Below are 13,565 nucleotides of genomic sequence, written 5' to 3'. Positions count from 1 at the left end.
TAATCTTTAATGGCAGCTAATTTTAATTCTTTAGAAAACATAAAAGAACCCCTTAAGTTAGATTTCTCCAACTCAAGGGGTTCAGTTCAGACCTTATTCGGTCTCTTTTTCTTTATTTTTTAAGACGTTCGATATCTCTAACAATCATTAATTCTTCGTTTGTAGGAATTAATAATGTCTTAATCTTAGCATCGTCAGCACTGATATCTCTTTCAACGGCACGAATGTGGTTCTTTTCAGGATCGACCTTAACACCGAAGTAACTTAACTTATCAGCAACTTCTTGTCTGATACCAATATCATTTTCACCAACACCGGCTGTAAATACGATACCATCAACACCGTTCATTTCAGCAACGTATTGACCAACGTATCTAACGATTCTGTTCATGTACATGTTACGAGCTAGTTCAGCTTGGTGGTTTTCATCCTTAACTGCTTCTAGATCTCTCATATCAGCAGAAACTTCTGATACACCAGCTAAACCTGACTTCTTGTTTAGGATGCTAATCATTTCGTTAATATCTGAAATGCCTTCTTTTTCCATAATGTAAGCAAGTAGTGAAGGGTCAACATCACCAGATCTAGTAGCCATCATGATACCAGTTAATGGAGTGAAGCCCATTGAAGTATCTAATGACTTACCATGGTCAACGGCACAGATTGAAGCACCGGCACCTAAGTGCATAATAACTAGTTTTAAGTCTTCTAGTTTTTTGCCCATCATAGCAGCAGCACGTCCTGATACGTAACGGTAACTAGTACCATGTGCACCATATTTTCTAGCTTTGTGATCACGGTAGTACTTGTATGGTAAAGCATACATATAGTTTTCTTCTGGCATTGAAGTATGGAATGAAGTATCGAATACAGCAACACTAATTACATCAGGCAAAATCTTCTTAAATGCTTTGATTCCTAGAATGTTTGCTGGTTCATGAAGTGGAGCTAATTCTGATAGTTCTTCTAACTTACTTAAAACATCATCATCAATAACAACTGAGTCAGTGAAGTATTCACCACCGGCAACAACACGGTGACCAACACCTGTGATTTCGTTGTAATCAGCAATAATGTTTAGGCTTAGTAGTTTGTCTAATACAAGTTTGATGGCTTCTTCATGGTTTTGGATATCCATTGTCTTTTGGAATTTTTCGCCATCACCATATTTAATTTCAACATCTGATTTAGTTAAACCAATTCTATCGATTGCCCCGCTTGAAATTAATTTTTCTGAAGGCATTTCGAATAATTTAAATTTTAATGTGGAACTTCCTGCGTTAATTGCAATTGACTTTCCCATAATAGTTCTCCTAACTTTTTTTAGATAATAAATCCTTTTCTTCCCACTCAACTAGTTCTGCTAAGAATTTTTGGAAAGCAGATACTTCGTTAAATGATGGGAACTCACCAATCATAATTTTTTCAACTTGGTGGGCATCTTCACCATGCTTTTGTAGAATCAAAATTGCTTTTTGAGCATTTGCATTGTTAAAGATTTCTTTTGGTAGATTCAATAATGCTTGAAGATAAGCATTATCTTGAATCCATTTTAACAATGATTTTGATTCCGGCGTGTTAAAGATATTACTTGGTACTAAGAAAACCCCATAACCACCTGGTTTGATATGGTTCATCCCTTGTTCGATTAACAAGTGGTGAGCATATGAATGACCATCTGTTGATCTTGTCTTATAGTTAGTGGTATTTTCATCAATCGGATAATACCCAATTGGTAAATCAGAAATTACTAAATCTGCATCATCTACCAAAATATTGGCAACTGAATCTTGGTAAATAAGTTCAGTATTTTTATCGTTTCTTTGCATTTGTGTACTTATGCTTGAAACGGCTAACATGGAATCATCATTATCGATTCCAATAGCATGCAAATCAATATCCTTAACTGCATCCTTCAATTGATTCATAACCGTAGTTAATAGGTTACCCATTCCGACGGATAAATCCAGAATCTGTAGATGCTTGGCATTCTTAACTAATCTAATAACCAAATAGCCCATGATAGAGGCTATTGTATCAGGTGTTATTTGGTGATTTGCTTGAATTGCATCCTCTTTGGTTGCTTTAATCATGCAAATTTGAATTGCCTTTCTTACAGTTTCTGCATCCATAGATTGATAATCTACGTCTCGGTATAATCCTTCTAACTTAGAAACTGTGTCACTATCTGGTATACCATCTTCAACATGAACTTGTCCGTCATTGATAAGGTTATCTCCAGTCTCGATAAATGCATCAAGATATGATACCCCTAGCTTGTCTTTCAAGATTTCAGCTGAAGAATTGAAAACTTTAAACAGAGTTTCTGTATCTTTCTCAGTCAGCACACTCAACTCCCTTAAAAGTATTATCACTTAATAACAACTTTCATATTACCAGATTTTTACAAGAAAATTCAAGATAAACCATTAATAACTTGCATATAAATTATCGTTATTCATAACTTTTTATCAATTTATCTATCGTCTGCATTTCAGCATTATATTTTTCATATTTTATCAATAAGAAAATTGATAAAACCGATAGAACGACAATTGCAATCAATGTCGCTGATCCACATTTTTTACTCATAAGATATTGAACTCACATCCTCATAACTTTCACCATTTGTAAATAACACATTTATTGCTAAATGCTTCTTTACTTCTTTAAAACTAACACTTTCAACATCATCTAAAAGCGGATAAAAGCCTCCATTGATTCCGGTTAAGATTATCATTTCGCCATTTTTATACATTTGATATTCTTTGGAGGACCTTTTACTCCCCATAGATAATAATTTCCCACCCACAATTTTATATAAAAAGTAGTGTTTTTTAGTTGATTCGATATTATTTAGGAATAGCTGAAAGTCCACCGCATGCATATTTTTTTGATTATATGATTTTTTCAATGGATTAATCATTGTAATCGTAAATGCAATCAAACCAAGTATCGTTAGTGCGATAATTGTTTCAATAATCGTAAAGCCCTTTTCTCTTTTCATAGTCTAATCTCTTTTGTATCAAAGTTCTTCTAGCTTTATCAAGATTGTCATACATATGTTGATTTGATTCACAGAAGAAAATCATCCCTACAGAAATTAAAGTCAATGCCGTAATCGAATCAATCATAATAAAGCCTTTATTCATAATACTTTTCATATATTTTATAAGTACCTCCACCAAGTTGTACTTTTAAATAGTAACGAGTATGCGTTTTCTTGGAATACCACTCATAGGTTTGTGGTGGAACATATCCATCATTGTTAATAATTATTAATAAATTATCTTGCGAACGCATACCGTTGGGCATTCGGAGTTTATTATAATTGCCATCGTTCAAAAAGATAATGTCATTATTTTTCTCGTAAATATATGTCCTTAATCCGCTATATTCACTACTCTCAATTCCATGTTTCCAATACACATTAAAGTTTTCCCAAAAATCTTTTTCTAACTCTTTATCATTAATGTGAACACCTTGATATAAAAATATACATAACGACATAAAAATCGAGCTAATGATTAATACAATCAGCATCTCAATTGTAGTAAACGCCCCCTTATTCTTTTGCCACGGCTTTATTGTCCACAATTTGAATGCCTTCTTCTTGAGCTTGATCAGCTTGTTTTTGGGTTAGGTAACCATTTTTAACAAGTGCATCCATACTTACGTCTCCTTTATTTTCATCCGATGCAAATGAATCAATTTGACCTTGGACTAATGTTTGCATTGCATGGACGTGTACGTCTGTTGCATGTTTTCTTTGCCCTGAAACATTTGGTACAACAATTAAAATTAGTAGTGAAATAATAAATAATACAATTGTCATTTCAATTAATGTGAAGCCTGATTTTTTCTTGTTCATTTTTTAAATTCCTTTCAATGATGAATAAATTGGCATAAGAACAACTAAATATGCCAAAACAATACAAATTCCAATAAATAAAAATAATAACGGTTGAATTAGATTAATTAGTTGATTTGAACGACGATTCATTTCCTCAAATTTAATCTGTGAAAAAGCCTCTAATTTGATTAATATTTCAGACACCTTTGACCCATGATGAAAAAATCCGTTAAATTCTGCTGGAATAAACGAATACATTCTAGTTAATTTACCAACATCTTCACCATGATTAGCCAGTCGACGTGCTTTTTCTCCTAACAGAAACATAATCGTATTAGGTTTGAAGTCTTTTAAAATGCTTAGAATATTCTTTAAATCAATTCCGTTTTGAATCAACATTTTTAATTCAAGCGACAATATATATCCCATATAAGCTTTGTAAATTTTTCCGATAAACGGAATCCTCGATATAACGTCTCTTTTTCTGAGTAATGGTAATCGTTTGTACATTAGAGTTACAATTAAAATCCCTATAAATAGGCAGAATAAAATTATATATAGCCAACCTAAATCATAATGTTGCATAGAATTAATCGAACTTAATTGTGGTAGCACAAAGGCATTGATTGCATAAACAATCCCTATCAAAATAATCACTAATACAATTGGGTAAAATAATAAATCCTTTATTTTGGACTTGTTTTTTAACTTAATTTCAATAAAGTGACTTAACTCGGCTAAACAAGATGAAAGATCACCATATTTCTCACTAATCATGATCTGATTATAAAAATCGTTATGAACCAAACCAACAATGCTGTCACTGAAGCTATTACCTTCACTCAACTTATTAGCAATTTTTTTAATCGTTGACTGCCTACCACCTACTTCAGATAGAAATTGAAGAGATTCCTTAATCGTGAACCCCGCACTAAACAAATCACTCAAATTCTTAAATAGATAGTACTGTTTATTCAGCGATAGTTTTTCCATTGCCAACTATCCTTTCTTTTAAACCTGCAAAATCATTTCTAATATCCATATTCACTGAAATATCTCTTTGATTTCTTACGGACAACTTTTGAAATACAACTGAATTTAAACAGTTAAATAGATCACCATAATCACAACCCAATTGACCTAGTCTATTAATGACCCCGTCAATATCCCTGGCATGGATGGTAGTTAGCACCAAATGTCCTGATAGTGCGGCACGAACTGCGGATTTTGCGGTACTAGCATCCCTAATTTCACCAATAATAAAAATATCCGGACGGCTTCTTAGTCCGACCTTAATCAACTCGTCGTAACCCATATCAGCTGACTCATTAACCTGTAGCTGAAGAAAATTGGGATTAATAATTTCTACTGGGTCTTCAATGCTCATGATCAATTTATTGGCACTCATCGAATTAGCTAAATGATAAATTGACGTTGTCTTTCCTGAGCCAGTTTTACCAGCGAAAATAATCATCCCATTTTGTTTTGATAATTCCTTCAACCGATAAAATTGATTTTCATTGTCATAATTAATTGTCTCGTCATCCAATGAATAAATAATCCTAATCACCATGGATTCGTGATTTTTATAGTTTCCAACTGAGGAAAACCGTAAGAAGAATTTCTTTTGGTTATTGATAAACTCAAATGAACCAATCTGTGGTCTTCTACGCTCACTGATTGACATCCCACCAATATATTTACAGTAATTAATTAATTTGTTTGCTTTTTCATAATTAATACAATCATGATTCTCAATATTTAAGCCTGTGTGTTCCCTAACAATATAATTTTCGTTAATCGGCAGAAGATAAATGTCTTTGATTTTGTCTTCGATTGCTTGATTAATTAGATTATCGAAATAATTTGAAATATTCATAAAAAAACCTCCACTTTTTATATTCGCAAAAAGTGAAGGTTTCATTTATTTTTATACAAAAAAAGATGCACATATGTGCATCTCCTTTAATTATTCAGCTGCTTCAGGTAATTCAGCTGCTTCATAAACGTCTTGAACGTCATCGTTTTCGTCAAGTTCGTCAATTAGACCAGTGTATTGTGAAACTTTGTCACTTGGTACAGCAGTCTTGTTTTGAGGGAACATTGTAACTTCAGCAGTATCTAAATCATATTTTTCTTGTAAAGCATCTCTAACAGCAGTTAGATCTGAAGGTGCAGTGAAGATTTCAAATTGGTCGTCATCTGACTTCATGTCTTCTCCACCAGCATCTAAAACATCCATTAACATACTGTCTTCATCAACGTCTAAACCGTCACGTAGGATAACGATGTATCCTTTACGGTCAAACATGTATGAAACAGAACCATTTGATCCTAGTGAACCACCATGGTGACTGAATGCTGAACGTACGGCAGCAGCAGTACGGTTCTTGTTATCAGTTAAGCAAGAAACCATGATAGCTGTACCAGCAGGTCCATATCCTTCGTAAGTAATTTCTTCGTAGTTTGCTCCACCTTGACCAGAAGCCTTATCGATAGCACGTTGAATGTTATCCTTAGGCATGTTGGCAGCATGAGCTTTATCAATCACAAGACGTAATTGTGGGTTACCATCTGGTTCTGGACCACCAGCTTTAGCAGCTTGGTATAAATCACGAGACAATTTTTGGAAAATCTTACCACGTTTTTTATCTTGGGCACCTTTACGTCCTTGAATGTTATGCCATTTTGAATGTCCTGACATAATCACAGCACTCCTCTCGAATTCTATTGTTTCATTAGTTTACAAACATATCAATTATATCAATCAGTATATAATTAATCAAGTTACTATATCAGCTATTTAGTTGAGTCGCGTTCAACTATTTCATAGCCTAAAACCACATAACGGTTATCAATCTCTTCTTTGTTCATAATCTTAGTCAATAATCTCATCGCTACCGCACCAATATCATACAAAGGTTGAGTGATTGAAGACAATTGTGGTCTCATCATTTTCGCTAATTTTGTATTATTACTTGTGAATAATTCAAAATCTTGTGGCACTGAAACTCCTCTATCGGTCATTCCATTTAAGATTCCGGCAGCCAATTCATCATTAGTGGCTACAGCTGCAGTAATCTTATCATTGATGATTCGTTCAGCCAAATCATAACCGTCTTCATATGTTCCTTTTGTTTCGAAAACTAACTTTTCATCAAACTTGATTCCGTTGTTTTCTAATGCTGAAACATATCCTTTTAGTCGGTATTCTTTATTAACATCTTGTTTCATTGAACCAGATGCAAAGGCAATTCTAGAATTACCATTTTTGATTAAACGTTCTGTTTCATTCTTTACAGCATCTGTATAATCGATGTTTACGCTAGGTACCGAGTTGTTAATATCAACTGAACCCGCAAGCACGATTGGACAGTCAGAACGCTTAAAATCAGCTCTTAAATCGTCATTAATTTCATTACCCATGAAGATAATTCCATCAACTTGTTTACTTAACAATGTATTTAATACTGATGCTTCCTTATCGGGATTATCATCCGAATTGGCTAGGATGATATTGTACTTGTACATAGTAGCAATATCATCAATTCCACGAGCTAGTGAAGAAAAGTATCCATCGGTTACATCGGGAATGATTACCCCAACCGTTGTTGTCTTCTTACTTGCTAGTCCCCTTGCCACAGCGTTAGGGCGATAGTCCAGATCATCTATGACCTTCAACACTTTTTCTTTGGTTGCTTGTCGTACGTTACTGTTACCATTTAAAACTCTGGAAACAGTAGCCATGGAAACACCAGATTCTCTAGCAACATCGTAAATAGTTACATTTTGCTTTTCCATTCTCTCAAACTCCTCTTTAAGTCCGCCTGGTTTGTTTTCATAGCGCTTTCAATATGTTTACAAATATATCAGATAAACGATGATTTAACAAGACTACCACCTCTTGAAAACACAAAAGAGGCCTAACAAAGTCAGGCCTCTTTTACAATTTAAAAATTATTTACTTAAATTGTCTTCTTGTTTTAAAGCATCTGGATCGATGACGATATCTTGGCTATCATCAGCGTTTTTTCTAACTTGGTTTCTCAAGTTGTCAGCTGCTTTGTGGAATTGGGTACTACCTTCATCGTAGTAGTATTGTGCTTTGTTAACTACATTGTCGTTAACCTTACCAGCAGCGTCTTTAATCTTTGACTTTGCATCTGAGGTCTTGTATTGTAGTTGTTCTTTTACGTCATCAACAGAATCTAAAGCGTAAAAAGCATAGTCTAATGCACGATCCTTTAAGTCGTTAGCAGTCTTTACAGTACTGTTAACAAATTCCTTTGTCTTTTCATCATCCATCTTACGGTATGCTAAGTATGCAGCAGCGGCTGCACCGGTAGTTAATCCTAATAAAAATAGTCCTGTCTTTTTCATAAAAAACACTCCCTTTTATTTTTTAAACATTCTAAAGCCAGCACCTGCGGCTTTTTCCATAAATGATTTCTTGTTTCTGTTTTGGAACTTTTTGGCTAAGTTTTGAGTTGCGTTATTTAAATCGCTAACGCTTTGTCCAACATCTGCAGCAGCTTGATAAACTGGATCCAAGGTGTTGATTTTTTCATTAACATCCTTAACTAATGAATTTGAGCTAGCTAAAATATCTTCGGCCTGTTTTGATATTACATTAATATCTTGAGAAATAGAATTAATATTCTTATTTACCTCGTCAACAGTCTTAGATAACTTGATTAGTAGAACCGCAGCACAAATTGCAATAATGAAAAATGCAACTGCAGCAATCAAACCAGCTAATCCTCCAATTGTCATGCAACCCCTCCTCATACGTTTATATGATTATAATAGCATTTACTATTTAATCTTACAATTAGTTTAATCTTAAGCCTTCCACCATTCATCAAACTTACTATATAGTTGTTTAATCGCATTTCCACGATGGCTTATCTCATTTTTTTCATGATCAGACATTTCTGCCATGGTCTTCTTCTTACTTGGTACATAAAATAATGGGTCGTATCCAAAACCATTATCACCTCTTGGGGCTTTTAAAATGGTTCCCTCTACAGTTCCATAAACAACGAATTTTTCACCATGTTGATTCAATAATACTAAGCAAGTTACAAATTTAGCGTCACGTTTGTCACTATTACCTAATTTTGCCAATAGCTTCTTATTATTTGCTTCGTCATCATGATCTCCAGCATATCTAGCTGAATGAATTCCGGGTTCATTATTTAATGCAGGCACTTCCAAACCAGAATCATCAGCTAAAACGGCTAAGTTAGTTCGCTCGAAAATGGCTTGTGCTTTAATGGTGGCATTTTCTTCAAATGACTCACCATTTTCAATAATTTTACCTAATTCTGGAAAATCTGCAAGTGTTTTAAAGTCGATATTTTTATCGCCAAACATTTCGCGAAATTCGCGGGCTTTATTTTGATTGTTAGTCGCAATTACAATTGTTTCCATAATCATAGCTCCTCTAGTTTTTTAATTGGTAGGTGTTTTGCGTGAACTTCGTAGTTAAGCCACTCGTTTGCAACCTGATTGAAATTGTCCGCATCCCCAGTAGTATAGAAGGAATAAGTAGTATCACCCTTTTCATCATTTTCAAGATGATGTTGTTGTAAAATCGTCTTAATTTGTTTTACTGTTTCATATCCAGGATCAATTAGTGTAACGGAATCACCAACAGATTTTTGAATCATTTCGCGCATTATTGGGAAATGAGTACATCCAAGAATTAAAGTATCAACGTTATCTGTCTTGATAGTTGATAGATCGTAATCGACCACTTTTTGTTTTTTTGCGTCTTTGTATTCTTGGTTTTCAACCATTGGGACAAATCTAGGACATCCCTGACTAAATACTTCGATATTATTATTAATCTTATTAATTGCTTTTTCGTAAGCACCACTCTTAACAGTTCCATTAGTGGCAATTAATCCAACACGATTGGTCTTTGTATTATTGACCGCTGCAATGCTTCCTGGGTTAACAACACCAATTACGGGGATAAGAAGATGCCCTCTCAAATAATCTAATGCGTATGAAGTTGCTGTATTACATGCAATCACCAGCATTTTAATATCTTCTTTTTCAATTAAGAAGTTTGCTATTTGTAATGAATATTGTTGAATTTCTTCTTTAGATTTTTCACCGTATGGTAAACGGGCTTCATCGCCCAAATATGCAATGTTTTCGTTTTGCAATTCTTTCATCGCCAGCTTAGCAACAGTTAAACCACCAACTCCAGAATCCATAAAACCAATCGCTTTTTTGCTCAAAATAGTAACCCTCTTTTCAGTTCCACTACTTTTATATTACCATTTTTAGACCTTCCTGACATTTATTAAGGATAAACATTTTCTTTAATTTTACTTGGGATATATAAATTATGATAAATTTATAATATAATGTATTTGTATATAAGGAATTGAGGTTAACAAGTATGGATAATAATAATCTTTACAATAAAATAATTGATAATGATTCTACTCGTCCTCTATGGGGTCAAGAATTATTAAGAGACGTATTATTAAACGATTTATTGGGAAGTGATACCCACAGCATCATGTACTGGGCTGGTAAAAAAATTGCCAGAAAGTTCCCATTAAAAGACGCTTTGGATACTGTCCTATTTTTCAAACAATCAGGTTTAGGCGACTTATCTGTTTCTTCTGAAAACAAGCACGAAATCAAATGGACATTGAGCGGAGATATCGTTGCTAAACGAATCGAAGCAGATCCAGATGCCGACTTCATGTTTGAATCTGGTTTCTTAGCTCAAATTGCTCAACAACAATTCGGAGTAATTTCTGAAGCTGAAATGAATCCTAAAGAAGAAAAAAATGGAACCGTCCTTATTAGAGTACATATGGATCCAAAGCATCCTGCTCCAGTAATTGAAGATTCCGTTAAAGAATTTGATTTAAAACAATAATAAAAAAGAACGCTTAGCGATATGCTAAACGTTCTTTTTTTGTCTTATAGGTATTGGTTTAAGATCTTAGCAAGTTGTTCCTTGCTGTGGTAACCCACGATGCTATCTACAACTTCGCCATCCTTCTTTACTAATAAAGTAGGAATACTCATAATACCAAATTTTTGTGGTGTTTCTGGGTTTTGGTCAACATCCATCTTGTTGAATGTTACCTTGTCACCCATTTCTTCAGATAATTGGTCTACAACTGGTGATTGCATACGGCAAGGACCGCACCAAGTTGCCCAAAAATCAGTTAAAGTAACACCTTCGGCAGTATCTTTTTCAAATGTCTTATCTGTTGTTTCTGAAACCATATTAATAGCCTCCTTATTTTTCTTACTGAAAGTAAGTTTAGACTGTTTAGTAATTAAATGCAAAGAATAAGTCTTATACGATTTAATTTTCTACCTCAATTTTACCACTGTGGAACCGTCTCCTCCAGCATTTGCTGGTGAATAATTAAATGAGTCAACTCGTCTATCACTGGAAAGCATATCTGTAACACCTTGTCTAAGTGCTCCGGTCCCTTTTCCGTGAATAATTGTAACGGAAGGATATCCCGCAAGTACAGCAGAATCCAAGTATTGATCAACTTCATGCATTGCTTCTTCATAGCGGTGACCACGTAAATCTAGTTTAGCAGATACACGTTTGGAAGAAGTTCTCTTAACCTTGGTATTAAATCTTTGTTCATCATTATCAACTTTGATTTTTTCAAGGTCACCTTCGGCAATTCTCATCTTAAGAATTCCTAATTGAACTTCCCATTCATTATCATCTAACTTCTTAACCAACACACCACGTTGTCCATATGACTTAACCATAACGTCGTCACCCTTATGGAAATCGTGTTTAGCTTTCGCCTTCTTTAATACACGATTATTAACCAGGTTAACGTCATGACGTAGTGAGTTCAATTGACCTTGAGCATCAATTAATTCATTTTCCTTGATGGTAACTTGGCCAACTTTACGTTGCTTTTCATGAAGATCATTGATAATTGCGTCCGCCTTCTTCTTAGCAGCTTCAGCAATTTCATTTGCTTGTTGCTTAGCAGCAGTCACCAATCGATCCTTTTGGTTCTTGTACTTAGCGTATTCTTCACTTAAATCTTCATGTAACTTTGTAGCATCATCCAATTGAACCTTTAGTTCATCGGCTTCAACTCGAGCACGTTTAGTTTGTTCAGTTAATTCAACAATCATTGTGTTTAAATCTTGGCTGTCTTGGTCAACCAATGATCTAGCTTCTGTAATGATTGATTCATCCAAACCAAGTCTAGATGCAATATTCAAACCATTACTTTGACCAGGAACACCCATCATTAAATGATAAGTTGGTTGAAGGGTTTCACTATCGAATTCCATAGATGCGTTAATCGTTTGTGGACGGTTGTAAGCATATACCTTTAATTCGGGATAGTGGGTTGTAGCAACAACATCACAATCCTTTTCGGCAATCTTGTCGAGAATGGCGATGGCTAAAGCAGAACCTTCCTTAGGATCGGTTCCGGCACCCAATTCATCAAGGATTACCAAACTCTTCTTAGTAATTCCATTTAAAATATCAACGATATTATCCATATGTGATGAGAATGTACTTAAGTTTTGTTCGATTGACTGTTCGTCACCAATATCAGCGAAGACATTATCAAATACAGCAACGGATGAACCTTCGTTGGCTGTCACGAATAAGCCAGATTGAGCCATCAATTGAAGTAGTCCTAATGTCTTGATAGTGATGGTCTTACCACCGGTATTAGGACCGGTAATAATGATTGCCTTGTTATCTTTACCAATGTATAAATCATTAGCAACAACCTTATTCATATCAATTAAAGGATGTCTAGCTTGCTTTAAGTTAACATGATTTTCGTTTGATACAACTGGTCTGGTTGCTTTTAAATCTCTCGCGTATTTGGCCTTGGCATTAATCAAATCCAAGTGTCCTAATATCTTAGAGTTATTGATAATTTCACTTTGGTAAGGACGAATCAAATCAGATAATTCGATTAAGATACGTCTTTCTTCATGACGTTCTTCGATTTGTTTTTGACGAAGTTCTGTATTCAAACCAACGGTTGATGCTGGTTCAATGTACAATGTTTGGCCAGAGGAACTGCGATCATGCACAATTCCACCGAACTTGTTTTTATTTTCAGCTTTAACTGGTAGCACCATTCTGTCTTCTCTAATTGTGACAATTGGTTCAGTTAAATCCTTACTGTGTTTTTGAGTGAATTGGTTCATAATTGAACGAACCTCACCCTTGATAACGTCCATTCGACGTCTAATTGAGTTCAACTCTTTTGAAGCAGTATTCAACAATCTACCATCGTCATCAATTGAATCTGATAGTCGTTGTGAAATGTTTGGAACTGCTTGAATTTCATTAATTAATTTATATAAACGATTTAATGATACTTCATCGTCTCTTAAGTTATTAAAAAATCTAACTAGATAGTTAGATGTCTTTAAAATCTTATTTATCTTGGATAATTCACTACCATTCAATGAGGCATCAATCTTTAAACGCTTCATGTATGGAGTGACATCATCAAGCTTGGGAATGGAAATTTCTTTATCTAAACGTAAAATATGCGCTCCATCATCAGTTTCATCAAGCCACATATTAATAGTGTTAGGATTATCTACAGGTGACAGTGCAGCTAGTTCCTTTTTCCCGTTTCTTGTTGTTAAGTATTGCTCAATTGAGCTCTTAACTTTTTCATATTCTAAAGTCGATAGAACTTTTTCATTCATT

General features: G+C 34.4%; 16 protein-coding genes. 1 reads left to right on the top strand and 15 read right to left on the bottom strand.

Annotated features, from left to right (window positions below):
* Window positions 1-112 precede the first annotated feature (112 nt).
* The 13 genes from RZ78_RS02900 to racE all read right to left on the bottom strand — a co-directional run bounded on the left by RZ78_RS02900 (window position 113) and on the right by racE (window position 10,104).
* On the bottom strand, window positions 113-1,303 hold the full coding sequence (locus tag RZ78_RS02900; RefSeq protein ID WP_054608076.1) for an acetate/propionate family kinase: 1,191 nt from the start codon (window positions 1,301-1,303) through the stop codon (window positions 113-115).
* A gap of 10 nt (window positions 1,304-1,313) precedes the next feature.
* Window positions 1,314-2,348 (bottom strand): class I SAM-dependent methyltransferase, encoded by a 1,035-nt coding sequence (locus RZ78_RS02895; protein WP_034532193.1) that lies wholly within the window; start codon window positions 2,346-2,348, stop codon window positions 1,314-1,316.
* Between the two features lie 236 nt (window positions 2,349-2,584).
* Window positions 2,585-3,007, bottom strand: a complete 423-nt coding sequence (locus tag RZ78_RS02890) for a competence type IV pilus minor pilin ComGF (protein ID WP_054608075.1) — start codon at window positions 3,005-3,007, stop codon at window positions 2,585-2,587.
* A gap of 137 nt (window positions 3,008-3,144) precedes the next feature.
* Window positions 3,145-3,597, bottom strand: coding sequence for a hypothetical protein (locus tag RZ78_RS02880; protein WP_054608073.1), 453 nt, complete (start codon window positions 3,595-3,597; stop codon window positions 3,145-3,147).
* Window positions 3,566-3,871, bottom strand: a complete 306-nt coding sequence (gene comGC / locus RZ78_RS02875; RefSeq protein WP_054608072.1) for a competence type IV pilus major pilin ComGC — start codon at window positions 3,869-3,871, stop codon at window positions 3,566-3,568. The genes RZ78_RS02880 and comGC overlap by 32 nt, the downstream gene beginning before the upstream one ends.
* A gap of 3 nt (window positions 3,872-3,874) precedes the next feature.
* Window positions 3,875-4,846 carry a type II secretion system F family protein gene (locus RZ78_RS02870; protein ID WP_054608071.1) on the bottom strand — a complete coding sequence of 324 codons (972 nt, stop codon included), beginning with the start codon at window positions 4,844-4,846 and terminating at the stop codon, window positions 3,875-3,877.
* Window positions 4,824-5,732 (bottom strand): competence type IV pilus ATPase ComGA, encoded by a 909-nt coding sequence (gene comGA, locus RZ78_RS02865; RefSeq protein WP_054608070.1) that lies wholly within the window; start codon window positions 5,730-5,732, stop codon window positions 4,824-4,826. Before comGA ends, RZ78_RS02870 begins: the two co-directional genes overlap by 23 nt.
* Before the next feature lie 90 nt (window positions 5,733-5,822).
* Complete coding sequence (locus RZ78_RS02860; protein ID WP_034532182.1) at window positions 5,823-6,557, bottom strand: YebC/PmpR family DNA-binding transcriptional regulator; 735 nt, start codon at window positions 6,555-6,557, stop codon at window positions 5,823-5,825.
* A 95-nt stretch (window positions 6,558-6,652) separates the two neighbouring features.
* On the bottom strand, window positions 6,653-7,654 hold the full coding sequence (ccpA, locus tag RZ78_RS02855; RefSeq protein WP_054608069.1) for a catabolite control protein A: 1,002 nt from the start codon (window positions 7,652-7,654) through the stop codon (window positions 6,653-6,655).
* A 156-nt stretch (window positions 7,655-7,810) separates the two neighbouring features.
* Window positions 7,811-8,233, bottom strand: coding sequence for a YtxH domain-containing protein (locus RZ78_RS02850; RefSeq protein WP_034532178.1), 423 nt, complete (start codon window positions 8,231-8,233; stop codon window positions 7,811-7,813).
* Between the two features lie 15 nt (window positions 8,234-8,248).
* Entirely contained in the window at window positions 8,249-8,626 is a 378-nt protein-coding gene (locus tag RZ78_RS02845) for a DUF948 domain-containing protein (RefSeq protein ID WP_054608068.1), read from the bottom strand.
* Between the two features lie 69 nt (window positions 8,627-8,695).
* A complete protein-coding gene (locus RZ78_RS02840) occupies window positions 8,696-9,286 on the bottom strand; it encodes an XTP/dITP diphosphatase (RefSeq protein ID WP_054608067.1) in 591 nt (196 codons plus the stop codon).
* Window positions 9,287-9,288: 2 nt separating this feature from the next.
* The gene (racE, locus tag RZ78_RS02835; protein WP_054608066.1) at window positions 9,289-10,104 is read right to left on the bottom strand and encodes a glutamate racemase; all 816 of its coding nucleotides are present in this window, start codon (window positions 10,102-10,104) and stop codon (window positions 9,289-9,291) included.
* A 164-nt stretch (window positions 10,105-10,268) separates the two neighbouring features.
* On the opposite strand from racE, the gene RZ78_RS02830 reads away from it, so the two are divergent.
* Window positions 10,269-10,760 carry a YslB family protein gene (locus RZ78_RS02830; RefSeq protein WP_054608065.1) on the top strand — a complete coding sequence of 164 codons (492 nt, stop codon included), beginning with the start codon at window positions 10,269-10,271 and terminating at the stop codon, window positions 10,758-10,760.
* 44 nt (window positions 10,761-10,804) lie between these two features.
* Here the strand turns inward: RZ78_RS02830 and trxA are convergent, their stop codons facing one another.
* Together trxA and RZ78_RS02820 are read right to left on the bottom strand one after the other, a co-directional pair.
* Window positions 10,805-11,122 (bottom strand): thioredoxin, encoded by a 318-nt coding sequence (gene trxA / locus RZ78_RS02825; protein ID WP_272946541.1) that lies wholly within the window; start codon window positions 11,120-11,122, stop codon window positions 10,805-10,807.
* An 84-nt stretch (window positions 11,123-11,206) separates the two neighbouring features.
* Window positions 11,207-13,564, bottom strand: coding sequence for an endonuclease MutS2 (locus RZ78_RS02820; protein ID WP_054608064.1), 2,358 nt, complete (start codon window positions 13,562-13,564; stop codon window positions 11,207-11,209).
* Window position 13,565: the final 1 nt, after the last annotated feature.

Source organism: Apilactobacillus kunkeei, from assembly GCF_001308195.1.
In the GTDB taxonomy this organism is placed as follows: domain Bacteria; phylum Bacillota; class Bacilli; order Lactobacillales; family Lactobacillaceae; genus Apilactobacillus; species Apilactobacillus kunkeei_C.
The sequence above is the reverse complement of the archived record's forward strand: the minus strand, read 5'-3'. Positions and strand labels throughout refer to the sequence as shown.

Excerpts from the sequence above, each read along its gene's own strand:
- RZ78_RS02900 (WP_054608076.1), bottom strand. The coding sequence starts at position 1,303 with ATGGGAAAGTCAATTGCAATTAACGCAGGAAGTTCCACATTAAAATTT.
- comGC (WP_054608072.1), bottom strand. The coding sequence starts at position 3,871 with ATGAACAAGAAAAAATCAGGCTTCACATTAATTGAAATGACAATTGTA.
- comGA (WP_054608070.1), bottom strand. The coding sequence starts at position 5,732 with ATGAATATTTCAAATTATTTCGATAATCTAATTAATCAAGCAATCGAA.
- RZ78_RS02845 (WP_054608068.1), bottom strand. The coding sequence starts at position 8,626 with ATGACAATTGGAGGATTAGCTGGTTTGATTGCTGCAGTTGCATTTTTC.
- RZ78_RS02870 (WP_054608071.1), bottom strand. The coding sequence starts at position 4,846 with ATGGAAAAACTATCGCTGAATAAACAGTACTATCTATTTAAGAATTTG.
- RZ78_RS02820 (WP_054608064.1), bottom strand. The coding sequence starts at position 13,564 with ATGAATGAAAAAGTTCTATCGACTTTAGAATATGAAAAAGTTAAGAGC.
- ccpA (WP_054608069.1), bottom strand. The coding sequence starts at position 7,654 with ATGGAAAAGCAAAATGTAACTATTTACGATGTTGCTAGAGAATCTGGT.
- RZ78_RS02890 (WP_054608075.1), bottom strand. The coding sequence starts at position 3,007 with ATGAAAAGAGAAAAGGGCTTTACGATTATTGAAACAATTATCGCACTA.
- RZ78_RS02850 (WP_034532178.1), bottom strand. The coding sequence starts at position 8,233 with ATGAAAAAGACAGGACTATTTTTATTAGGATTAACTACCGGTGCAGCC.
- RZ78_RS02830 (WP_054608065.1), top strand. The coding sequence starts at position 10,269 with ATGGATAATAATAATCTTTACAATAAAATAATTGATAATGATTCTACT.
- RZ78_RS02840 (WP_054608067.1), bottom strand. The coding sequence starts at position 9,286 with ATGGAAACAATTGTAATTGCGACTAACAATCAAAATAAAGCCCGCGAA.
- RZ78_RS02860 (WP_034532182.1), bottom strand. The coding sequence starts at position 6,557 with ATGTCAGGACATTCAAAATGGCATAACATTCAAGGACGTAAAGGTGCC.